The organism is [Collinsella] massiliensis (genome assembly GCF_002161605.1).
Classification (GTDB): domain Bacteria; phylum Actinomycetota; class Coriobacteriia; order Coriobacteriales; family Coriobacteriaceae; genus Enorma.
The window spans coordinates 96,250-118,855 of the sequence record NZ_NFIE01000002.1; the positions used below are offsets into that span (position 1 = coordinate 96,250).

The 22,606-nt window shown below is 67.7% G+C and carries 15 protein-coding genes; 8 read left to right on the forward strand and 7 right to left on the reverse strand.

The genetic code is table 11. The annotated features are described in order from the left end of the window. The first annotated feature begins 1 nt into the window (after nucleotide 1). The 4 genes from B5G02_RS01255 to B5G02_RS01270 are packed head-to-tail and all read left to right on the forward strand — an operon-like array spanning nucleotide 2 to nucleotide 2,846. Nucleotides 2-439, forward strand: coding sequence for an NADH-quinone oxidoreductase subunit B family protein (locus tag B5G02_RS01255; protein WP_019240162.1), 438 nt, complete (start codon nucleotides 2-4; stop codon nucleotides 437-439). An 8-nt stretch (nucleotides 440-447) separates the two neighbouring features. After that, nucleotides 448-1,188 (forward strand): NADH-quinone oxidoreductase subunit C, encoded by a 741-nt coding sequence (locus B5G02_RS01260; RefSeq protein WP_094334867.1) that lies wholly within the window; start codon nucleotides 448-450, stop codon nucleotides 1,186-1,188. 2 nt (nucleotides 1,189-1,190) lie between these two features. Next, the gene (locus B5G02_RS01265; protein ID WP_094334868.1) at nucleotides 1,191-2,279 is read left to right on the forward strand and encodes a nickel-dependent hydrogenase large subunit; all 1,089 of its coding nucleotides are present in this window, start codon (nucleotides 1,191-1,193) and stop codon (nucleotides 2,277-2,279) included. Nucleotides 2,280-2,285: 6 nt separating this feature from the next. Then, the gene (locus tag B5G02_RS01270) at nucleotides 2,286-2,846 is read left to right on the forward strand and encodes a 4Fe-4S dicluster domain-containing protein (protein WP_094334869.1); all 561 of its coding nucleotides are present in this window, start codon (nucleotides 2,286-2,288) and stop codon (nucleotides 2,844-2,846) included. 160 nt (nucleotides 2,847-3,006) lie between these two features. Here the strand turns inward: B5G02_RS01270 and B5G02_RS01275 are convergent, their stop codons facing one another. Next, nucleotides 3,007-4,557, reverse strand: coding sequence for a Mur ligase family protein (locus tag B5G02_RS01275; protein WP_094334870.1), 1,551 nt, complete (start codon nucleotides 4,555-4,557; stop codon nucleotides 3,007-3,009). Nucleotides 4,558-4,855: 298 nt separating this feature from the next. Here B5G02_RS01275 and B5G02_RS01280 point away from each other — a divergent pair, with 298 nt between their 5' ends. Then, entirely contained in the window at nucleotides 4,856-5,635 is a 780-nt protein-coding gene (locus B5G02_RS01280; protein WP_094334871.1) for a tyrosine-protein phosphatase, read from the forward strand. 171 nt (nucleotides 5,636-5,806) lie between these two features. Here B5G02_RS01280 and B5G02_RS01285 read toward each other — a convergent pair whose 3' ends face one another. From B5G02_RS01285 to rlmKL, 3 genes are all read right to left on the reverse strand, one after another. Beyond that, nucleotides 5,807-8,140, reverse strand: a complete 2,334-nt coding sequence (locus tag B5G02_RS01285; RefSeq protein ID WP_094334872.1) for an LTA synthase family protein — start codon at nucleotides 8,138-8,140, stop codon at nucleotides 5,807-5,809. A gap of 324 nt (nucleotides 8,141-8,464) precedes the next feature. Further along, nucleotides 8,465-10,642 (reverse strand): KUP/HAK/KT family potassium transporter, encoded by a 2,178-nt coding sequence (locus B5G02_RS01290; RefSeq protein ID WP_094334873.1) that lies wholly within the window; start codon nucleotides 10,640-10,642, stop codon nucleotides 8,465-8,467. A gap of 227 nt (nucleotides 10,643-10,869) precedes the next feature. Beyond that, a complete protein-coding gene (gene rlmKL, locus B5G02_RS01295; RefSeq protein WP_094334874.1) occupies nucleotides 10,870-13,383 on the reverse strand; it encodes a bifunctional 23S rRNA (guanine(2069)-N(7))-methyltransferase RlmK/23S rRNA (guanine(2445)-N(2))-methyltransferase RlmL in 2,514 nt (837 codons plus the stop codon). A 111-nt stretch (nucleotides 13,384-13,494) separates the two neighbouring features. Here rlmKL and B5G02_RS01300 point away from each other — a divergent pair, with 111 nt between their 5' ends. Together B5G02_RS01300 and B5G02_RS01305 are read left to right on the forward strand one after the other, a co-directional pair. Then, complete coding sequence (locus B5G02_RS01300) at nucleotides 13,495-14,325, forward strand: HAD-IIB family hydrolase (protein WP_019240173.1); 831 nt, start codon at nucleotides 13,495-13,497, stop codon at nucleotides 14,323-14,325. A gap of 486 nt (nucleotides 14,326-14,811) precedes the next feature. Beyond that, a complete protein-coding gene (locus B5G02_RS01305) occupies nucleotides 14,812-15,855 on the forward strand; it encodes a hypothetical protein (protein WP_241146113.1) in 1,044 nt (347 codons plus the stop codon). Nucleotides 15,856-16,133: 278 nt separating this feature from the next. Here the strand turns inward: B5G02_RS01305 and B5G02_RS01310 are convergent, their stop codons facing one another. The 3 genes from B5G02_RS01310 to B5G02_RS01320 are packed head-to-tail and all read right to left on the reverse strand — an operon-like array spanning nucleotide 16,134 to nucleotide 20,576. Further along, entirely contained in the window at nucleotides 16,134-18,143 is a 2,010-nt protein-coding gene (locus B5G02_RS01310) for an ABC transporter ATP-binding protein (RefSeq protein WP_094334876.1), read from the reverse strand. Next, nucleotides 18,133-20,028 carry an ABC transporter ATP-binding protein gene (locus B5G02_RS01315; protein WP_019240176.1) on the reverse strand — a complete coding sequence of 632 codons (1,896 nt, stop codon included), beginning with the start codon at nucleotides 20,026-20,028 and terminating at the stop codon, nucleotides 18,133-18,135. The genes B5G02_RS01310 and B5G02_RS01315 overlap by 11 nt, the downstream gene beginning before the upstream one ends. Further along, the gene (locus tag B5G02_RS01320; RefSeq protein ID WP_094334877.1) at nucleotides 20,025-20,576 is read right to left on the reverse strand and encodes a MarR family winged helix-turn-helix transcriptional regulator; all 552 of its coding nucleotides are present in this window, start codon (nucleotides 20,574-20,576) and stop codon (nucleotides 20,025-20,027) included. Before B5G02_RS01320 ends, B5G02_RS01315 begins: the two co-directional genes overlap by 4 nt. A 383-nt stretch (nucleotides 20,577-20,959) precedes the next feature. Between B5G02_RS01320 and B5G02_RS01325 the strand changes: the two genes are divergently transcribed. Further along, nucleotides 20,960-22,168, forward strand: a complete 1,209-nt coding sequence (locus B5G02_RS01325; protein WP_094334878.1) for a pyridoxal phosphate-dependent aminotransferase — start codon at nucleotides 20,960-20,962, stop codon at nucleotides 22,166-22,168. The last annotated feature ends 438 nt before the right edge of the window (nucleotides 22,169-22,606 follow it).

A 22,606-nucleotide genomic window follows, 5' to 3' on the forward strand; every position in this document is an offset into this window, starting at 1 on the left:
TATGGGGTACTCTTCCAAATCGCCGTGGCTCATCCACTATGATGGGTCGAGCTGCAACGGCTGCGACATCGAGGTGCTCGATTCGCTCACGCCGCTCTACGACCTCGAGCGGTTCGGCATCATCAACACCGGCAATCCCAAGCACGCCGACATCTTCCTGGTCACGGGCGCGGTGAACCACCAGAACATGAACGTGGTGAAGCACATCTACGATCAGATGATGGAGCCGAAGGTCGTGGTGGCGTGCGGGATCTGCGCGTGCACGGGCGGCGTGTTCCGCGACGCGTACAACGTGATCGGCGGCGTGGACAAGGCCATCCCCGTGGACGTGTACGCGCCGGGCTGCGCGGTGCGGCCGGAGACCATCATCGACGCCGTGCTGAAGGCCGTCGAGATCCTCGACGAGAAGGCGGCCAAGCTCGCCGGGAACAAGCGGTAGGAGGCAGGATGTACACGACCGAATTCGTCGAGATTCCCCTGGGCGAGCTGCTGTGCCGCGTGCAGACCCTGAAGCACGAGGGCCTGCGGTTCGTGCAGATGTGCGCCGAGACCACGGAGGCCGGCATCGACCTGCTGTACACGTTCTACGACGAGACCTGCGACAACGCGCTGAACCTGTGCGTCTACGGCATCGACCACGACTCCGAGGTGCCCTCGATCCAGGGGCTCTACTTCGCGGCGTTCAGCTACGAGAACGAGACGCACGACCTCTACGGCGTGAAGTTCATCAACATGCAGCTCGACTTCGGCGGGAACTTCTTCAACGTGGCCACCGACGAGCCCATGACGATCATCTCCCCCGAGATGAAGGCGGAGCGCGAGAAGCTCGCGAAGCAGAAGGCCGCTGCCGCCGCGAAGGCGCGCAAGGCAGCCGAGGCCGCGCAGGCAGCTGAGGCGGATGCGGCTGCCGGCGAGAAGGCCGCGGCCGAGGCTGCGGGCGCGCGTGCCGGCGCGGTCGCGGACAAGGCGGATCCGGCGGCGGGCGCGGCGACGGCGGGTGCGACTCCGGCTGCGACGGCGACGGGCGCGACCCCGGCTGCTGCGGCGCCCGCGTCCGGCGACGCCGCGGACGACCGCGCCGCCAAGATGGAGGCGAAGCTCGCCGCGATGGACCCCGAGAAGGCGGCGAAGGTTCGGGCGGCGCTCGCTGCCCGCGCGGCCAAGGCCGTTGCAAAGGATGGTGAGTAGGCATGGCGACCCGTTCGGTCATCCCCTTCGGCCCGCAGCACCCCGTGTTGCCGGAGCCGGTGCACCTGGACCTCGTCGTCCAGGATGAGCACGTCATCGAGGCCATCCCGCAGATCGGCTTCGTGCACCGCGGTCTGGAGAAGCTCGTCGAGAAGCGCGACTTCAACCAGTTCGTCTACGTCGCGGAGCGCACCTGCGGCATCTGCAGCGTCGGCCACGGCTGGGGCTACGTGAGCGCCGCCGAGAAGCTGCTAGGCCTCGAGATGCCGCGCCGCGTGGAGTACCTGCGCACCATTCTCGAGGAGCTCTCGCGCATCCACTCCCACCTGCTGTGGCTGGGGCTTTTGGCCGACGCGTTCGGCTTCGAGGCGCTCTTCAACCACTGCTGGCGCCTGCGCGAAACCATCCTTGACATCTTCCAGCGCACCTGCGGCGGCCGCGTGATCCTCTCGATCATGATCGTGGGCGGCATGGCACACGACATCGAGGACTCCGAGCTGCGCGCCATCTGCGACAAGCTCGACGGGCTCAAGCGCGACTACAACGAGATCGTGGACACCATGCTCAACGACGTCACGGTGAAGAACCGCCTGTGCGGCGTGGGCTACATCTCGTTCGAGGACGCGCTCGAGCTCTCCATGGTGGGGCCGTTCGCGAAGGGCTCCGGCGTGGAGCACGACATGCGCACGACGGGGTACGGCGCCTACGGCGACCTCGAGCACTTCGAGCCCATCATCTCCAACGAGTGCGACTGCTACGCGCGCTGCAAGGTGCGCTGCGCGGAGATCCCGCAGGCCATCGACATCATCAAGGAGCTCGTGGCCAAGATGCCGAGCGACGGCATCGGCGGGAAGCCCAAGGCGAAGGTCGTGCCCGAGGGGCAGAGCCACGTGCTCATCGAGCAGCCGCGCGGCGAGGCGTTCTACTACGTGCGCGGCAACGGCACGAAGTACCTCGACCGCTTCCGCCTGCGCACGCCGACCTCGCAGAACCTCGGCGGCTTGGTGAGGGCGCTGCAGGGTGTGGACCTCGCGGACGTGCCCATGATCATCCTCACCATCGACCCGTGCATCAGCTGCACGGAAAGGTAGGCGGGAATGGGAACCTTCAAACTGGGAAAGATGACGCTGCGCTCGCTCGTGCACAAGCCGGCGACGGTGTGCTACCCGTACGAGAAGCGCGATGTGGAGAAGCTCTTCCCGCAGATGCGCGGGCACGTGGTGAACGACATCGACACGTGCATCCTGTGCGGGATGTGCCAGCGGGTGTGCCCGGTGGGCGCCATCGCCGTGGACCGCAAGGCGGGCGACTGGACGATCGACCCCTACCGCTGCATCCAGTGCGCGAGCTGCACGCACGAGTGCCCGAAGAACTGCCTGAGCATGGGGCTGTGGCCCACCGAGCCCACGACGGAGCTCACGACCGTCACGCTGCACAAGGATATGCCGGCGAAGCCCGCGAAGGCGGCGGGCGCGGCGAAGGGCGCCGCTGCGGGCGCGGGTGCGGCTGCCGGTGCCGCGAAGCCGAAGCGCGAGCTCACGCCCGAGCAGCAGGCGCGCGTCGAGGCCGCGCGGAAGGCTGCCGCCGCGAAGAAGGCCGCGAAGGCCGCGGGCGAGGGGCAGGCCGCCGGGGACGCGGCCGGTTCCAGCGCGCAGTAGACCGGCGCCACGCATGCGGAGCGCGCGTTATTCGCGCATATGTGCATACAACTTGGAGCGGGGAGACGGCGACGTCTCCCCGTTGTCATGAAAAGCCGGGTTGCGCGGCCTTGACGGCACCGCACGACCGCGCCGTCACCCCCGCGTTAGCGGCTGGGCCTTAGTCGATGAGCTCGCGCGCGAGGGCGAGGTCGCTCTTGACCTCGGGGTACTCGTCGCCGCGGTGCTGGCGGGTCTCGTCGCCCTTGGCCAGCAGGAGCACCAGGCTCTCGCCGTCGTGCTCGTACGCATCGCGGATGGCTGCCTCGACCGCCTGCTCGCGGTCGCAGATGATGCGGTGCGCGACGCCCGCGGGCGTGTGCGCGGCGAGCTCGGCGCAGATGTCCTCGACGCGCTCGTGCGCGGGATCCTCCTCCGTGTAGATGAGCAGGTCGGCGTACTGGCCGGCCACGCGCGGCAGGGCCTCGCGCCGCTCGACGGCCTTGTCGCCGGGCGCGCCGAACACGGCGATGATGCGACGGTCGGGGTACTCGCTCCGCATGGACGAGAAGAGCGCCTGGTAGGAGAGCTCGTTGTGCGCGTAGTCGATGATGGCGATCACGCGGCGGTCACGCGAGGCGACGACCTCCATGCGCCCCGGGACGCGCAGGTGGGCGAGGCCGCGCGCGATGGCGTCATCGGGGGCGCCGAGCAGCTGCGCGCAGGCGATGGCCGCGAGTGCGTTCTCGACGTTGAAGAGGCCGGGGATGCCGAGCTCGATGGGCGCGACCGGCGCGGTGGCCTCACCCGGGGCGTCGCTGCGGACGAGCTCGAAGGCGCAGCCGGTGGGCGTCGGGGCGATCGCGCGCGCTTGGTACGTGGCAGGCACATCCGCGTGCGCGCTGAGTGTGATGACGCGCCGCGCCCGCTCGGCCGCGTCGAGGATGCGCTCGGCGTGCTCGCTGCCCAGGTTCACCACGGCGGTGTCGCACTGCTCGAAGATGCGCAGCTTGCTGGAGAAATAGTCCTCGAAATTAGGGTGCTCGATACCGGAGATGTGGTCGCGGCCGATGTTCAGGAACACGGCGATGTCGAGCGGTAGCCCCAGCACGCGGTCGTACTTGAGCCCCTGGCTCGAGACCTCCATAACCATGATGTCGCGGCCGGCGTCGACGGAGTTGCGCAGGTGGCGCCAGAGCTCGGGCGCCTCGGGCGTGGTGTTGTGGCTTTCGAAGTGTTCGACGCCGTCGTCCGTCTCGATGGATCCCAGGATGGAGGGGGTCATATCCGCCGCATCGAGGATGGATTTGAGCATGTAGGCGGTGGTGGACTTGCCCTTGGTGCCGGTGATGCCCACGATGCGGAGCTTGCGCTCGGGGTGCGCGTAGACCTCGGGCGCGACGAGCGCCATCGCGCGGCGCACGTCGGAGACGGCGAGGTGGGGCGTGCCGGGCACCGCGCCCGCGAGCTCGTCGAGCTTGCTCGCGTCGCAGAGGTAGGCGCCTGCCCCGCGCTCGACGGCGCTCGCGAGGAACGCCGGCTTGAACGCCGCGCCCTTGCACACGAAGAGGTTGCCCGGCTCGATCTCGCGCGAGTCGACGGTCATGCCGCGGACGGGCGCGTCGGGTTCGCTCGCCGTGGCGTCGAGGCCCGCGGCGGTGAGCACGCGGGCGAGCGCGCCCAGGGTGACGGGCGGCAGGGCGGGGGTGTCGGTGCGGTCGGTTTGGGTCATAGGTGACAAACGCCTCCTCGAGACGTGGAACGTGCGGTTTCGCTGGCACCCCATTATACCGGGCGCGTGTGGCAACGAGGTGGGGGCGGGCGCGGTGGACGGGGCACGGTGGACGTCGCGCCCGGCTGGCTGCGGGGTGGCAGACGGGTCGCGCGCTCGCAGGCTGCGGCACGGCCGCGAGGCGTTCATCCGCCCGCGCCCCTCGCACACTAATATGCCCTGATGCAACCCTTACTGAATGCTCGCCGTGTCACGCCCGTGTAAACGGTAGGATACATAGTGAGCAACTCGATCGGAGGTGCCTGAACTGGACGAGCTCATCAGGCTGAAGTTGCGTGGTGCGCGGAACGTGCGCGACCTCGGTGGCTACCCCTATACAACCGAAGATGGCGCGCGCGGTCGCACGGCATATGGCGCGTTCCTGCGCAGCGGGACGCTCGGCGGCCTGCGGCGCGCGGGCTTCGACGCCCTCAGGCAGTACGGCCTGCGCCGCGTCATCGATGTGCGCAGCTCGTTCGAGACGCGCATCTGGCCGGATCCCTTCTCCAAACCCGGCCACGCGTGGGCCGAATACATCCACATCCCCATGCTCGACCAGCTCAACTCGACGGGCATGCGCGGGCAGATCCCGGTGTGCATGTTCGACGTGTACCGCGAGCTGCTGGACGACGACGCGGCGAGCTTCCGGCGCGTGTTCGAGGCGCTCGACCTGGGCGAGGAGCCCGGCTGCGCGCTCTTCCACTGCCGCGCGGGCAAGGACCGCGCCGGCGTGATCTCCATGCTGTTGCTGGGGCTCGCGGGGGTGTCGGACGAGGACATCGTGCAGGATTACGAGGCGACGGGCACCGTCATGACGCCGAGCATGTGGCTGCAGCGCACGCTCGCGACGGTCGTCCTGCGCAAGCGGGTGCCGAAGAGCCTCTTCGCCGCGCATGCCGACGAGATCGAGCGCACCGTCGAGCACCTGCACGCGCGCTACGGCTCCGCCCGCGACTACCTGGAGGGCTACGCGGGCGTCCCCGCCGAGGTGCTCGACCGCATCACCGCCCGCCTGCGCGGCAACGCGACCCAAAAATGATAAATTCCAGCCTGTCTGGTTTTTATCATCCAGCCCCAGAGTGATAAATTCCAGCCTGTCTGGTTTTTATCATTTTCCTGACGGGTCGCCGCACGTCATGAAAAACGGGCGCCCGTCACGCGAGCGCCCGCCATGGGAATCCCTGCTACTTGACCCTGCTTCTGGCCCCTGCTACTTGATTTTCGTCGTGCCGGGAGCGAGGTTGGGGTTGGTCTCGTTCGCCGCGCCCTGGAGCGTCTTGGTGTAGACGCCGTCGCCGTGGTCGAAGAGTTTGAGGTACTGCATCTTCGCGAGGTCCTCGCGCGCCTTGGCAGCCGCCTTGAACGCGTCGCCGGCGTTCTTGTTCACCGCGGCGTCGGAGAGGTGCCACACGCCCGCGCGGTCCTGGTAGCCGATCATGTTGATGGCCGGCAGATTCGCGCGCAGGGCGAGCTGCGCCTTCTGGTAGTCGGACAGCGGCGCGCCGATGAGGTCCATGAGCTCGGCGCCCAGGTAGTTCGTGGAGATGTCGACCTCGTCGCTCTCCTGCGAGCGGCCGTCGATGTCGTAGTTCGCCCAGATCACGTACTGCGTGTGGTACAGGCGCTCGCTATGGGTGGCGTCGTCCTCGTCCTGGAACCACTCGTCGTTGAAGTCGGACGGGAAGAACGGCTGGTGGTCTCCGAAGAACACGACCACGACGGGGCGGTCGATCTGCTCGAGCTGGGCGAGGAAGTCCTCGAGCGCCTCGTCGGACTGCTCGATGAGCGCCAGGTACTCGTTGACCTCGGGGTCGTACGTGCCGTCGATGAGGTAGTCCGTGCGCATGTCGTAGGGGACGAGCCCCGTGTCGTAGCCCGAGTGGTTCTGCATGGTCACGTCGAAGATGAACTGCGGGTCCTCGTTGGTCTCGAGGAGCTCGATGATCTTGTCGTACGTCTCGGCGTCGGTCACCATGCCGCGCAGGGTGTCGGCGCCCTCGAAGTCCTCGATGGAGAGGAACTCGTCGAACCCGAAGTCGCGGTAGACGTTCTCGCGGTTCCAGTTCGTGGCGTGGTTGGGGTGCATGGCCGTGGTGTCGTAGCCCAGGTCGCTGAACTGCTGGGCGAGGTTCTCGGCGTGCGTGAGGTTGTAGATGGTGTACGGGTAGACGCCGTTGCCCAGGTAGGCCATGGAGTTGCCCGTGAGCATCTCGAACTCGGTGTTGCAGGTGCCGCCGCCGTAGGCCGAGACGTACAGGTCGCCGCGCTGCACCGCGTCGTCGATGCTGTTGAAGAACTCGGGGCCCTCGTAGTCGGCGTGGAGGTTCTGGTAGCACGAGAGGTCGGAGAACGTCTCGTTCATGACCACGATGACGGATGGCTGCTCGCTGTCGAACTGGGCCGACGCGGCCGCGCGCTCCTCGGTCGCGCCCGCGCCCTCGTCGTACTCGCTGGCGTAGGAGTCGATGAGGTCCTCGGCTCCGCTCTTGGAGTAGCCCTTCGGCTCGCGCGGCTGGATGGTCTGCGCGCTCGAGATGAACGAGGGGATGAAGCCCATGCGGTAGTAGCTCTCGAGCGGGCGCCAGGTGTAGACCTGGATGTGCAGGAAGTTGTAGTAGTCGATGAACATGGTGTGCCCGATGACGCCGCCCAGGCAGAGCACGCCCACGAGCAGGTTGATGAGCACCTGCTTGCGCGTGCGCTCGCCGCGGGCGGGGCGGAACAGCGCGGCGTAGGCGCTCGCGAGCATGGCGAGGGCGAGCGCGACGATGCCGTAGAGGCAGTACGAGGTGATGCTGAAGATGTAGCCGCCGCCCACGGCCGCCGCCGTGGCGATGGCGGTGAGGTCGCCGGGCTGGATGGGCTGCGACTTGAAGGTGATGACGAAGTACTCCGCGATGCCGATGGCGAAGAAGATGAACGAGACGACGGCCGCCGCGCCGCCGCGACGCTGGAACAGGTAGAACGCGCCGGCGACGAGGGCGGTGATGAGGAACACCTCGAGCAGCAGGCACAGCGGGTACATCCACAGCAGGTTGTGGTTGCTGGGGAGCTCGAGCGCGAGCGTGGTGAAGATGCCGGCGGCGACCATGGTGAGCGCGCACGCCGCCTGCGGGTGCGGCCAGCGGCCGCCGGGCTCGAAGGTGGCCAGGAAGCGGTCGCGCAGGCGCGGGCGGGCGAGCACGAGGTGCGTGCAGCCGATGAGCACCGCGTTCATGATGATGGGGGCGACGGGCTCGTCCTGCACGAGGCCGAGCGCGCCCCACACGCCGATGAACAGCTGGATGGCGAGGAAGGCGATCGCCCACGCGATGCCGCTCGCGCGGAAGGGCACGCGCGCGGGGGCGGGGGTGGGCGCAGGGGTCGCGGCTGCGTCTGAGGCCTCGGTCGCGCCAGCCTGAGTGGTTGCCGCCTCGCCTGCTTCGGCCGCCGCCTCGGCAGCTGCGCTAGCGGTCTGGGCGGTCGCGCGCCAGGTGCGGATCTCGCGCGCGGCGAGGATGACGTTCGCGATGGCGGCGACGAACGAGATGATGGCTACGAGCATGGGAGCCCCTTCACGTATGACGGAGGAAGCGCCGGATGCAAAGGCTTTACGAGCGCTTCACGGACTGCTGACATAAGCGACTGCCCATGATACTCCGCGATTGTCGAGATTCTATCGACACGCCCCCGTTTTGCTGGTAAATGCATCCGCCGCGCAGAAAATGCACGGCCTGTGCGAACGCCCCGTGCTCCCCGGGTACGTTTCGCCGGAAATCCCGGCCAAAACGTGCTGGGGTGCACGGGGCGTATGGGGTGCGCTCTGGGGCGGGCGCGGAGGCAAGGTCGGTGCGCGCCGCGACGCGCCCGCGACCCTCGCTCTCCTCCGCTACGGCCGCTCGTTCGGAGCGATGCGCGTGAGCTTGGAGACGCTCTTGAACTTGGTGAACAGCGGCACGTACTCCACGAACACGCTCGAGTTCTCCAGGCCGAACCACTGCGCGGGCGACCCGGCGAAGCTGCGGATGGCGTACTTCAGCGCGATCGCCGTGCGCTCGCGGCTGTCGATGTCGCTCTCGGGCGCGAGCGTCTTGCGCAGCATGCAGAACTGGAACGAGCCGATGGTGCTCGGCCGCTTGTACACGGAGTAATCGCGCTTCTGCGGCGGCAGCTCGCCCGACGCGGAGAGGTCCTGCACGATCTGGCGGAGGAACGCGTTGACGCGCTGGTTCACCTTGTAACCCAGGAAGATGTGCACGCGGAAGATGTAGTCCGTCCCGAAGTTCTCGACCGAATACGCGAACGTGTGCGGGTCGTCCATGACCTCGACGTTCACGAACCACCACGCGCGGGCGCGCTTGGGGTGCTTGTCCAGGATGGAGTAGAGGATGTCGCGGTCGAGGTAGTCGGTGTTCGTGCCGTTCGTGAGGTAGACGAGGTTGTCCGCCACGAGGTCGTAGGTGTTGTCGTCGCGCAGGCGGGCGAGCTGGTCGATGTAGTTGCGCACGGGCAGCAGCGTGGCCTGGCGGCGCTCGACGGCGGTGCCGGCGTACCAGCACAGCATGACGCTCATGATGAGCGCGGCGAGCAGGATGGTGAAGTAGCCGCCATGGAAGAACTTCGTGAGCGACGAGCCGAAGAAGAAGCCCTCGAGCATCACGAAGAACACCACGAACACGTACGGGAAGACCTTGAGCTTGCGCACGCTATGCAGGTAGATGAAGAGCAGCACCGTCGTGCAGAGCATGGTGATGGTGATGGCCAGGCCGTACGCCGCCTCCATGTGCGCGGAGCTCTGGAACAGCAGCACCACGACGATGCAGCCCACCCACATGACCTTGTTCACGAGCGGGATGTAGAGCTGGCCCTTCGTCTCGGAGGGGTAGAACACCTGGAGGTGCGGCATGAGGTCGAGGCGGCTCGCCTCGGAGACGAGCGAGAACGCGCCGGTGATGAGCGCCTGCGACGCGATGATGGCCGCGAGCGTGGAGAGCACCACGCCGAAGGGGCGCATCATGTCGGGGAGCATCTGGAAGAAGGGGTTGAGGTCCTCGATGCCCACAAGGGCGGAGTTGCCCTGGTTGGCGAGGAGCCACGCGCCCTGGCCGAGGTAGTTCAGGATGAGGCACACCTTCACGAACGGCCAGGTGGCGTAGATGTTGCCCTTGCCCACGTGGCCCATGTCGGAGTAGAGCGCCTCGGCGCCGGTTGTGGCGAGGAAGCAGCTGCCCAGGATCATGATGCCCGCGTGGTTGTGGGGCGAGAACAGGAAGCGGATGCCGTAGACGGGGTTGATGGCGAGCAGCACCTGCGGGGCGAAGAGCATCGAGACGAGGCCCACGCCGCCCAGGAACAGGAACCAGAACGTCATGACCGGGCCGAACGCGCGGCCGATCTTCGACGTGCCCGCGCGCTGCACCGCGAAGAGGATGCAGACGATGACGAGCGTGATGATGACGACGTTCGTCTGGTTGTCGCCGATGAGCGCGTGCATCTGCGGGATGGTGCGCAGGCCTTCGACCGCCGTGGTGATGGTGACGGCGGGGGTGAGCACGCCGTCGGCCAGCAGCGCCGATCCGCCGAGCATGGCGGGGATGATGAGCCAGCGGCCGAAGCGGCGCACGATGCTGTAGAGCGCGAAGATGCCGCCCTCGCCGCTGTTGTCGGCCTTGAGGGAGATGAGCACGTACTTCACCGTGGTGAGCAGCGTCACCGTCCAGATGACGAGCGAGAGCGAGCCGAGGACGAACTCCTGCGTGACGCTCCCGATGCCGCCGTTGCCGGCGAGGAGCGCCTTGGTGACGTACATCGGCGAGGTTCCGATGTCGCCGTACACCACGCCGATGGTGACGAGCATGGCGCCGAGGCTGATGGGGATGGTGTGCGCCTTGGGGTGCTCCGCCCCCTTGATGGTCTTCGGCGGGCGGATGGTCTTGCGCTCGTGCCGCACGCCGGCGGCCGTCTTCTTTGAGCGCTTGAGCGAGATGCTTCCGGTGGATCCGGGTGCCGCGACCCCATCGGTCTTCGATGGGTGATCCGGCTCAGCGTCCCTGGTCTGCTTGTCCATTGCGTTGAACTCCTTGCGAGCGGTTTTCGGCAGCGTATGCCGCTGTCCGGACATTATAGCGATATGCGTCCCCCGCTGCGAGATGGGTTGGTTGGGGACGTGTTCCTTTCAACCCATTTTTGTCCGGTGCACCAAACAGGGGGTTGAAAGGAACACGTCCCCAACCAACCCATCTTCTCTCCCGCGCCCCAAAATGGGTTGAAAGGAACACGTCCCCAAATGACCCATCAGCGGGTAGTTGAGGTGACGAGGTAGCAGTGGTGGATGCGCTTGTTGCGCTGGAAGTCCTCGGGGATGGACGCCTCGGTGATGTCCTCGAGGTGTACGCCCGCGCGTTCGAGCGCCTCGACATCCGGCTTGAAGCTGCGGAGGTTGCACGAGAAGATCGCCTCGCCGCCCGGCGCGAGCAGGCCCGCGAGGTCGCTCAGCAGCTCGACGTGGTCGCGCTGGACGTCCCAGGTGCGCTCGCCCATGCGCGCGGAGTTCGAGAACGTCGGCGGGTCGCAGAAGATGAGGTCCCACCGCTCGCCGCGGCGCAGCTGCTCGCGCACCCAGGCCAGGACGTCCGCGCGGACGAACCGGTGCGCGCGCCCGTCGAACCCGTTAAGGCGCATGTTCTCCTCGGCCCAGTCGAGGTAGGTGTTCGAAAGGTCCACGGTGCACGTCTGCGCCGCGCCGCCGTCCGCCGCGTAGCAGGTCGCGGTGCCCGTGTAGGCGAAGAGGTTGAGGAAGCTGCGCGCGCCCCGGGCGTGCTCGCGCACGAGCCCGCGCACGAGGCGATGGTCGAGGAAGATGCCCGTGTCGAGGCGCTCGCCGAACTCGACGGCGAACGTGAGGCCGCCCTCCTCGATGAGGACGGGCTCCGCGCCCGCGTGCCCGCGCGCGTTCGAGGACGCCTGGAGGCCGTACTGCGAGCCGCCGCGCGAGCGCTGGCGCGTCTTCACATGGACGTGCTCGGGCGGCACGTCGAGGACGCGCGGTGCGATGGCGAGCATGTCGAGCAGGCGGTTCTGCGCGCGCTCGGGGTCGACGGTGCGCGGCGCGGCGTATTCGGCCACGACGAGCCAGCGGCCGGGCGTGCGGTCGGCGCCCTCGTACAGGTCGATGGCGGCGGAATAATCCGGCAGGTCGGCGTCGTACACGCGGTAGCAGGTGACGCCCGCGCGCTTCGCCCAGCGGCGGCGCAGGCGGGCGACCTTGATGAGGCGGCGCGCGAACTGCTCGGATTCCGGGATGATGAGCGGGATGGGCTTGCCGTCGCCCACGTCGACCGTGGCGGCGGGGCGCGGCGCGGGGGCGGAGGGCTGCGCGGGGGCGGCCGCGCCTTCGTGGTTTGTGGCGTTCGCGGCGCCCGCGGCGTCGGTGAACACCGCGAGGGCGAGCGCGTCGGTACCGAGCTCCACGTGCAGGGTCTCGGTAGCGGCGCCGAGCACGCGGAGCGACCCCTCGCTGCGGGCGAGGCAGACGAGGGGTGCCTGTGCCCTGCGGTGGCCGTGCGCGGCGGCGCCCGTGAGCTCGCGTGCGAGGCGGATGGCGGCCGCCGCCGTGGCGGGCGCGACCGGCGTGGTGTCGCCGACGATGAAGAGGCCGCCCGCGCCGTGCCGCCCGCCGCGTCCGGCGCCTGCCCCGCGCCCCTTCGCGAGGGCGGCGTGCGCGGCGTCGCGCAGCGCCGTGGCGTCGGGTTCGGCGAAGGTCACGGCCGCATCCCAGCCACCGGATTCCACCAGGCGTTTCGCTGCCGCGCGGGCACGGTCGTCAAGGTCGGTGGCCACGATGCGCCCGGCGAGCTCCGCGCCGTCGCGCTCCTGGGAACGGGCTTCGGCGAGGAGCCCGCGCCAGAGCGCCGGGTCGTGACCCGCCCAGCCCTGGAAGCCCCAGCGGGTCCGCGCGACGCCGGGCGCGCGCCCCGCGAGCATGGCGGCTGCCTCGAGCAGCACGCCGCCCTCGCCGCAGGCGAAGTCGATGAGGCGGGGGAGGGGCTGCCGCCCGGGTCGCTCGGCATCTGCCGCGGCTGCAGTTTCCGGAACCGCGCCTTCGCCCGCGGCCTCGACTGCCGCGGCCTCCGACATCCGGCCAGCCCCCGCGGCCTCATCTGCGCCCGCAGCTTCGACCGCCGCTCCCGCGCCCTTCTCATCCGCCCGCGCTTCATCCCCCCGGCACGCCGCCTGCCAGCCGACCTCGGCCAGAAGGAGCGCCGCATAATCCGGCCGCAGGATGTCCACGCCGGACGGCGCGCAAGCTAGCACTCCGCGCGGGATGCGCTTGAACAGCGGCTCGCCCGAGAGGTCGAGCGCCAGGCTCGCGCGCCCGCCGCGGATGGTGAGCGAGAGGCGCGCGTCGGGGGCGTGCGTGTCCACGACGGGCCGCGCACCCGTGTCCGCGAGCATGCGGTCCGCGATGGCGTCCTTCACGCGCAGCGCGCTGAAGCGGGTGTTGCGCAGCGCGTCGTTCGTCCCCTGCGCGAAGATGGCCAGGCTCGCGCCGGCCTTCAGGATGCTCGGCCAGGGGAGCTCGTACGCGCCGTCGTACAGGTCGTTGGCCGAGGCGCAGGAGAAGCGCCCGATCACGAGGTAGACGCGGCTCGCGAGGCGCGACCACAGGCACACCCGGTACGCGTCGCGCGCCGACCCCTCGAAGGAGACGCGCCCCTTGAGCGGCCGCACGCGCGGCACGCCGAGCCCGCGCAGCTCGGTGGCGAGCGCGCGCTCGAATGACGCCGGGCAGCTTGCGTAGCATTCCATGATGCACCTTCCTGGTGGTCGATCGGGTGGCTCAATTGTACCTATCGCGCTGCGAAACGCGGTGGACTTGGGCATAATACTGCCTGTTGACGAGAGAGAAAGGCATCGCATATGACATCGCACGCGAGCGAGGCACCCCGCATCCTGTTCTTCGACGTGGACGGCACGCTCATCTACCACAAGCCGGGCGTGAGCGTCGAGGAGACCGTCGCGAACGCGCGCCCGTCGGATGGCGTCGCGCGCGCCTTCCACGAGCTGCGCGAACGCGGGCACCTGACGTTCATCTGCACGGGCCGTCCGCTCGCGCTCATGGCCGATTCGCTGCTCGCGCTCGAGCCCTCGGGCATCATCTCCTCCGCCGGCTCCTGCGTGTCGCTGGGCGACGAGATCCTGTTCGACGAGGCGGTCGACCCCGCGTTCACGGACCGCGTCGCCGCCTGCTCCGACGCGAGCGGCGTCCCCGTGCTTTTGGAGGCCACGGGCGGGGACGTGGCCTACGCCCCCGCGGAGTCAATCTACGGCGAGGGCGCGGCGGACCTCATCGTGCGCACGCGCGAGGAGCTGCGCGCCAAGACCGACATGCACTTCACGAAGTTCGTCATCTACGCGAGCGACCTCGAGGCGCTCAAGGCCGTCGACCCGGCGTTCTTCGACGAGCATTTCAGCTTCTTCGACCTGGGGCTGGGTATCGTGGAGTTCACGGCGAAGGGTGTCGATAAGGGCTACGGCGTGCGGCGGACGCTCGAGTGCCTGGGCCGCGGCCGGGAGGGTACGTTCGCGTTCGGCGATTCCGAGAACGACCTGCCCATGGCGGACGCGGTGGAGACATTCGTGGCGATGGGCAACGCCATGCCCGGGGTGAAGGCCCGCGCCGCCTACGTGACCGACCCCGTGCAGGACGACGGCGTGGTGACCGCGCTCGAGCACTTCGGCCTGCTGTAGGCCTGCCGCCGCGCGGGCGATGCTGCCCCTCCGCGGCGTGTCCACCTTGGCCGCTCCGCCGTGGTCGCTGCACCGCGTCGACCTTATCTCCCGGATTTGCATATTCTGGAAGATAAGAGCTTGTTCGGACGGGCTTATTGTCTGGATTTGCATATTTTGGGAGATGCTGCGGGGCAGTACTGCAGGGAGATACCGCGGGGCAATACCGCAACGCGACGATACGGCCGCGCATCGACGGCGGCGCATCGACTGCAGCACAGGCGCATCGATGGCGGCGCGGTATCTCCGCCTGCGCACCGCTCGCGGCGGAAAATCTTCCGTTTGCCGAATGGGTTTTCCACATCACCCCTGGTAGAGCCCGTACGCGCAGCTTGGTGCCCTGTCAGATTCGTGCCAGATTCCTGCAAGATTCGCGCCCACTAGGCTTCCTCAGACACCCCCGCTACGCTGGTATTTCAAGGGCGTGGCTACCGGTGGGGAGGGACGATGGGGCGCACGAGGCAAGAATGGCTCGGGGTACGTCAGCGGCTGGGTGCCGCATTCGCCGAGCGCCGCTGCTATGCTCCGCACAGCGACAAAGAGGCGCGCCTACTCCGTCGGCATGCGCTGGAAGACGAGGTCGTCGAGCCGTTTCCTCGGTTGTTCGCATCTGCTGCGTCTTGGGATGGGCTCCGGCAGAACGAACGCGAGCTGCACATCATCCGCGGGTATGCCCGTGCGCATCCCGATGCTGTCATCTGCTCGACGAGCGCAGCGCTGCTGCACGGTCTTCCGGTCAGCTTCAGCCAGCTCGGCACCATTCACCTGTATACAAGCGCCGATTCGCCCACGGCAAGCGCCGCCCGCATCGCGCGCCATGCGGCTTCGACACCGGACATTACCACCGTCGACGGCATCAAGGTCGCCCCGATGGTGCAGGCGGCGGTCGAAAGCATGTGCTCGTCACCTTTCATCGACGGTCTTGCGGTGGCAGACGGCTTGCTCCGAAGGCTCGGCATCGATCGCGGGCTCTTGGGCGAGATCGTGCAGAAGCTCGCCTCCCGGCGGAAGGGGGTCGGCACGGCGCGCAAGGTTGCTGCCTATGCGGATGCCCGCGCAGAGAGCGGCGGCGAATCCGTCGCGCGCGGCGTCATGATCTGCGAGGGCATTGTGCCCACCGACCTGCAGCGCGAGCTTTGCGACCCCGTCGATGAGCAGGGCACGTATTTCGCCGATTTCGTATTCGAGCTACGTAACGGGAAGGCGGTGATCGGCGAACTCGACGGCAAGGGGAAGTACGTCGATCCGACGCTTCTGGGCGAAAGGACGACGGTCGATGCCCTGCTGAGCGAGCGGAAGCGCGAATCGCACATCACGTTGCTCGGCATGCCCGTCGCACGCTTCACGTGGAGCGATGTGCGAACGCGCGGCCGCCTGCGGCAGATTCTCACGGCGGCGGGCGTGACGCCGGGCGCCCTTGTGCCGCGCGACTATCGCGCACGGCCGGACGAGCCGCCGCGCCCGTGGTGGACTACCCCCAGCGCGTGGTAATCTCAACGCGCGGTGGACGTTCTCCAGCGTTTGCTCCAGCGCGCTATGACGTATCTCCCGGAATATGCAAATCCGGACAGTAAGCAGAGAAAAACGCCCCCTACCTCCTGGAATATGCAAAACCAGGAGATAAGGGGGCGTGTGGGCGCGGCCACGGGGCGCGCGGGCGGGGGCGCGACCCTGGGGCGTGGGGCGCGTGAGGCGGTGCAGCCCCGCGCGGCCCCGCAGCTCGCGGCGCGCCCCGCCCCGCCCTGCCGAGCAGCCTACCCCAGCTCAGCCTACTCCAGCTCGAAGGCGCCGGTGTAGAGCTGGTAGTACACGCCGTGCTTCGCGATGAGCTCGTCGTGGCTGCCGCGCTCGATGATGCGGCCGTGGTCGAGCACGATGATCGCATCGGAGTTGCGCACGGTGGAGAGGCGGTGCGCGATGACGAACGTGGTGCGCCCGCCCATGAGCGCGTCCATGCCCTTCTGCACGATAGCCTCGGTGCGCGTGTCGATGCTCGAGGTGGCCTCGTCCAGGATCATGACCGGCGGGTCGGCCACGGCGGCGCGGCTGATCGAGAGCAGCTGGCGCTGGCCCTGCGACAGGTTCGAGCCGTTATCCGTGAGCATGGTGTTATAGCCCTCGGGCAGGCGCTCGATGAAGCCGTGCGCGCCGGCAAGCTTCGCGGCGGCGATGCACTCCTCGTCCGTGGCGTCGAGCCGGCCGTAGCGGATGTTGTCCATCACGGTGCCGGTGAACAGGTTCACGTCCTGGAGCACCATGCCGAGCGACCGGCGCAGGTCGTCCTTGCGGATCTTGTTGATGTTGATGCCGTCGTAGCGGATCTTGCCGTCGGCGATGTCGTAGAAGCGGTTGATGAGGTTCGTGATCGTGGTCTTGCCCGCGCCGGTGGCGCCCACGAACGCGATCTTCTGGCCGGGCTTCGCCCAGACCGAGATGTCGTGCAGCACCGTGTGGCCCGGCTTGTAGCCGAAGTCCACGTCGTTCAGGCGCACGTCGCCGCGCAGCGGCACGAGCTCCACGCGGCCGTCGTGATGCGGGTGCTTCCACGCCCAGCGGCCGCTCTTGGTGTCGGTCGTCTCCACGAGCTCGCCGTTCACCATCTTGGTGTTCACGAGCGTCACGTAGCCCTCGTCGTGCTCGGGCTCCTCGTCCATAAGCTCGAAGAGGCGCTCGGCGCCGGCGAGGCCCATGACCACGGAGTTGATCTGCTGCGAGATCTGGCCGATCTGCCCGGCGAACTGCTTGGTCATGTTCAGGAACGGCACGGTGACCGCGATAGAGAAGGGCAGCCCCGAGATGGACAGGTTGGGCACGTGCATCTCGATGAACACGCCGCCGACCAGCGCCACGACCACGTAGATGAGGTTGCCGAGGTTCATGAGGATGGGGCCGAGCGTGTTGGTGTACATGTTGGCGGCGCGGCTCGCGCGGAAGAGCTCCTCGTTGCGCACGTCGAAGTCCTCCTGCGCGGCCTGCTCGTGGCAGAACACCTTCACCACGCGCTGGCCGTTCATGATCTCCTCGACGTGGCCCTCGACGATGCCGATCTCCTTCTGCTGCGCCACGAAGTTGCGCGCCGAGCGCGAGCCCAGCACCTTGGTCATGTAGGCCATGAAGAGCACGCCCGCGACGATGATGATCGCCATCCAGACGCTGTAGTAGATCATGACGCAGAACACCGACACGAGCGTGACCATCGTGAGGGTGATGTTGGGCAGCGACTGGCCGATCATCTGGCGCAGGGCGTCGATGTCGTTGGTGTAGTGGCTCATGATGTCGCCGCGCTGGTGCGTGTCGAAGTAGCTGATCGGCAGGTCCTGCATGTGGTCGAAGAGGCGCTCACGGAACTTCTCGAGCGAACCCTGGGTGATGATGGCCATGGTGCGCGTGTAGGTGAAGTTGAGGATGAGCGAGACCACGTAGATCCCGATGAGCGTGATGACGAGCGACCCGATGCGCCCGGCCACGGACTGCCAGTCGCCGGACTGCCAGGTGGCGGTCACGATCTCGAGCGCGCGCTGCATGAAGGTGGCCGGCAGCGACGACAGGATGGCCGAGACCACGATGCAGCAGATAACGAGCGGCAGCGCCTTGGGATAGAACGAGAAGAGCGTCTTGATGAGGCGCGCGAGCGTCTTGCCGCGCACGCCGGTCTTCTTGGGCGCCAGCTTCTTGCGGCCGGCGACGTTCTGGCGCGTGTCCTCGGGCTCGGGCGGCTCGGGCGTGTTGACGCCGAGCGTGTTCTTGAAGGCCGTTTCGGCCGCGTTGCTACTGCTCATCGGCGGCACCTCCCTCCGGGTTGGCGTTCTCTTCCAAGGCGATCACCGTGCCCGCCACGTCCGGGGTTGCCGGAGCCTCGGGCAGCTGCTCGGTGACGGCGCCCTCGGCCGCCTCCTCGCCCTCAACGACGGAGTCGTCGCCGAGGTCCTCCTCGGCGCCGGTGCGGTTCTGCTGCTCGTAGGTGTCGCGGTAGATGTCGCAGGTCTGCATGAGCTCGTCGTGCGTGCCCAGGCCGGCGATGTGGCCGTTGTCGAGCACGAGGATGCGGTCGGCGTGCTCCACGGAGCTCGTGCGCTGCGCGATGATGATCTTGGTGGTCTCGGGCAGGTACTGCGCCAGGCCCTCGCGGATGAGCGCGTCGGTCTTGGTGTCCACGGCCGAGGTCGAGTCGTCCAGGATGAGGACCTTCGGGTGCTTCAGCAGTGCGCGCGCGATGCACAGGCGCTGCTTCTGGCCACCGGAGACGTTCGTGCCGCCCTGCTCGATGTAGGTGTCGTACTTCTTGGGGAAGGTCTGGATGAACTCGTCGGCCTGGGCGAGCTTGCACACCTCGACGAGCTCGTCGTAGGTGGCGTCCGGGTCGCCCCAGCGCAGGTTCTCCTTGATGGTGCCGCTGAACAGCACGTTCTTCTGCAGCACCACGGCCACGTTGTTGCGCAGGTAGTCGAGGTCGTAGTCGCGCACGTCCACGCCGCCCACCTTGACGGAGCCCTCGGTCACGTCGTACAGGCGGCTGATGAGGTTCACGAGCGAGGTCTTGGCCGAACCGGTGCCGCCCATGACGCCGAGGGTCTCGCCGCTCTTGATGTGCAGGTCGATGTCGGCGAGCGCGCGGTGCTCGGCCTTCTCGGAGTACTTGAACGTCACGTGGTCGAAGTCGATGGAGCCGTCGACCATCTCGGTCACGGGGTGCGCGGGGTTCTCGATGGTGGGTTCGGTCTCGATGACCTCCACGATGCGCTCGGCGCTCTCCTGCGCCATGACGATCATGGCAAAGACCATCGACACCATCATGAGCGCCATGAGGATCATGAAGCCGTAGGTGGTGAGGGCGCTGAACTGGCCCACGTTGAGCAGCGTGCCCTTGCTGGAGATGATGAGGTAGCTGCCGAACTGGATGACCACGACGAACACCGTGTACACGGCGAAGTTCATCATGGGCGTGTTGAGCGCGAGGATCTTCTCGGCGCGCGTGAAGTCGCGGCACACGTCCTGCGCGGCGACGCCGAACTTCTGCTTCTCGTAGTCCTGGCGCACGTAGCTCTTCACGTCGCGCATGCCGGTGACGTTCTCCTCGATGGACTCGTTGAGCGCGTCGTACTTATGGAACACTGAGCGGAAGATGGGGTGCACGGTGCGCACGACCTTGTAGAGGCCGAAGCCCAGGATGGGGACGATCACCACGAAGACGAAGGCCATGGGGCCGGCCATGATGAAGGCCATGACGATGCCGGCGATGAGCAGCAGCGGGCAGCGCACGGCGGTGCGGATGATCATCATGTACGCGAGCTGCACGTTGGTGATGTCGGTGGTGAGGCGCGTCACGAGCGACGAGGCCGAGAACTGGTCGATGTTGGCGAAGCTGAAGCGCTGCACGGCGGCGAACACGTCGTGGCGCAGGTTCTTCGCGAAGCCGCAGCTGGCCTGCGAGCACGTGATGCCGGCGCCGATGCCGAACGCCAGCGAGGCGAGCGCCATGCCCACGAGCACGCCCGCGTAGGGGAGCATCTCGCCGAGCGTCGCGCCGGCCTGGATGACGTTGATGAGCTGCGCGGTGACGAAGGGGATCGCCACCTCCATGACGACCTCGCCCGTCACGATGATGGGCGTGGCGATGGCTGCGCGCCGGTACTCGCGGATGCTTGCCATGAGGGTTTTGATCATGCAAGTTCCTCCCAACGGTTACGGATCTTTCCGAGCAAGACGACGAGCTCGTCCTGCTCCTCTACGGTGAGGTTCGAAAATGCCTGGTCGCGGAACGCCTTGCGCGCCTCGATGGCGCGGAGCGCCTCCTGCTCGCCCGCCTCGGTGAGGTGGATGGAAAGCGCGCGGCGGTCGCGCGGGTCGCGGGTGCGCTCGATGAGCCCTGCCGTCTCGATCTTGGCGAGGATCTCTGAGAGCGATCCGGGCTTGAGCTCGAAACGGCTCCCGAGCTCAAGCTGCGACATGCTGCCGCCCGCGCGGTGGAGCATGCAGAGGATGGGCTCGCGCCCGGAGCGGCCGCCTTCGTGGAAGTGCAGGTAGTGGCCGCAGAAACCCAGGCCGCGGAGGATGAGCTCCTCGCGGGTGGGCGTGGGCTGCACGTTCGGGGCGGGCGTCTGGGCGGGCTTGGCGGCCGCGGGCTGCTGAGCTGCGGGTTCGTCCGCCGCCGCGTCCTCTTCCGCGCGCTGCGCCTGCGCATGCGACTGGTCGTCCGATGTGGTTTCGACCATGTGGTTCAACGCCTCCTTCAGATTTCGTAGGTACCTAAGTAATTTTTTAGCGCCTGAATAGGCTACTACCGGTATATGAGATGTCAAGGTACCAAAGTAATTTTTCTTATTTCGTTATATTTCCGGGGGAGCGCAGGCGGAGGGGGAGGGGACGCGCCGGGGTGATAAAAAGGTGTCAGTCACTTTTTTATCACGAGGCAGCCGTTGCGCCCCCCCGGTGCCCAGCTCGCTCTTCCCTGATGATAAAAAGGTGACTGACACCTTTTTATCACACGCGCTTCCCCCTATTAATAAATGTGCGCGCCACCTCCGCGCCCCGCCCCGTTTGCTACGATGGGCAGGTGAAACGAGGGGCGCGGCGGCGCCCGGTCAGGAGGGTTGCCATGGTCAACGAGGCGATGTACGCGCGCGGTGCGGAAAGCTCGGTCATCCGCGAGATCTTCAGCTATGCGAACGAGCGCAAGGCGCAGGTGGGTGCGGAGCACGTGTTCGACTTCAGCCTGGGCAACCCCAGCGTGCCCGCCCCGGACGCCGTGCGCGCGAGCATCGAGCGCTCGCTCACCCTGCCGCCCGAGGTGCTGCACGGCTACACCCCCGCGCCCGGCATGCCCGAGGCGCGCCAGGCGGTGGCGGACTCGCTCAACCGGCGTTTCGGCACGTCGTACGGCATGGCCGACATCTTCATGACGGTGGGCGCGGCGGCGTCCGTCTCGTGCGCGCTCCACGCGGTGGCCTGCCCGGGCGAGGAGGTCATCGTCATCGCGCCGTACTTCCCCGAGTACCGCGTGTGGATCGAGACGGCCGGCGCGACCTGCGTGGAGGTGCCGGCGGACCCGCAGACCTTCCAGATCGACGTCGAGGCGGTGGCGGCAGCCATCACGCCGCGCACGGCCGCGGTCATCATCGACTCGCCGAACAACCCCACGGGCGTGGTCTACACGCGCGAGAACCTCGAGGCGCTCGCGCGCGTGCTCGACGAGGCGAACGCCGGGCGCGCCGCCGCGCGGGAGAACCAGCAGCCCATCGCGCTCATCTCCGACGAACCGTACCGCGAGATCACCTACGGTGCCGAGGTGCCCTGGGTCCCCTCCATCTATGAGTACACGGCGGTGTGCTACTCATATAGCAAATCGCTCTCGCTGCCGGGCGAGCGCATCGGCTGGGTGCTCGTGCCGCAGGCGAGCGCGTGGGGCCGTCGCGTGATGTGCGCCGTCGCGGGTGCGGCGCGGTGCCTGGGCTTCGTGTGCGCGCCTGCGCTCTTCCAGCGCGTGGTCATCGATTGCGTGGACGTGCCGTCCGACGTGGAAGCGTATGCGCGCAACCGCGACGTGCTGTGCGGCGCGCTCAAGCGCTTCGGGTACTCCTATGTGGAGCCCGACGGTGCCTTCTACCTGTGGGTTCGCTCGCCCGACCCCGATGCGGAGGCGTTCTGCGAGCGCGCCCGTGCCTTCGAGCTGCTGCCCGTGCCGTCCAACAGCTTCGGTGCCGAGGGCTGGCTCCGCGTGGGGTACTGCGTGGCGGCCGAGGTCATCGAGGGTTCGCTGCCCGCGTGGGAGCAGCTGGCGCGGGAGTACGGGCTCCAGGCAGAGTAAATTAGGGCGTTTCGGGCGCGGGCGGGGGCGTTGCGACGCGTGCTCGCACCCGAGCTGTGCTTTGTGGCGCGTGCGAGGCGTCCATTTCGCACCCGAATCGGGCTTTGCAGCGGCCACACGGCGCCCGTTCCGCACCCGCGGATCCCAAAGTGCGCGAAACGAACGTTTTATGAGGGGGTAGCCGAGTAGCCGGCACAAGGGCAACTCGGCTACCTGTGCTTTTATTGGTGCGCGACCCCTTGCTACTTGAGGGGGGGTGCCTATAAAACGCTCGTTTCGCGCAATCTGGGTTCACGTGGCCGCGCGGGAGCCCGGAAAACCCGCCCCGCGCGCGGCGATGCGCTCGAAATTCGGGGCTCCTGCCCGTTTCGCGCCCCGCCCAGCCGCCCGCCTGGCACCCCGCTCCCGCCCGCGGCGCCCTCCGGCTCGTGCGACTTC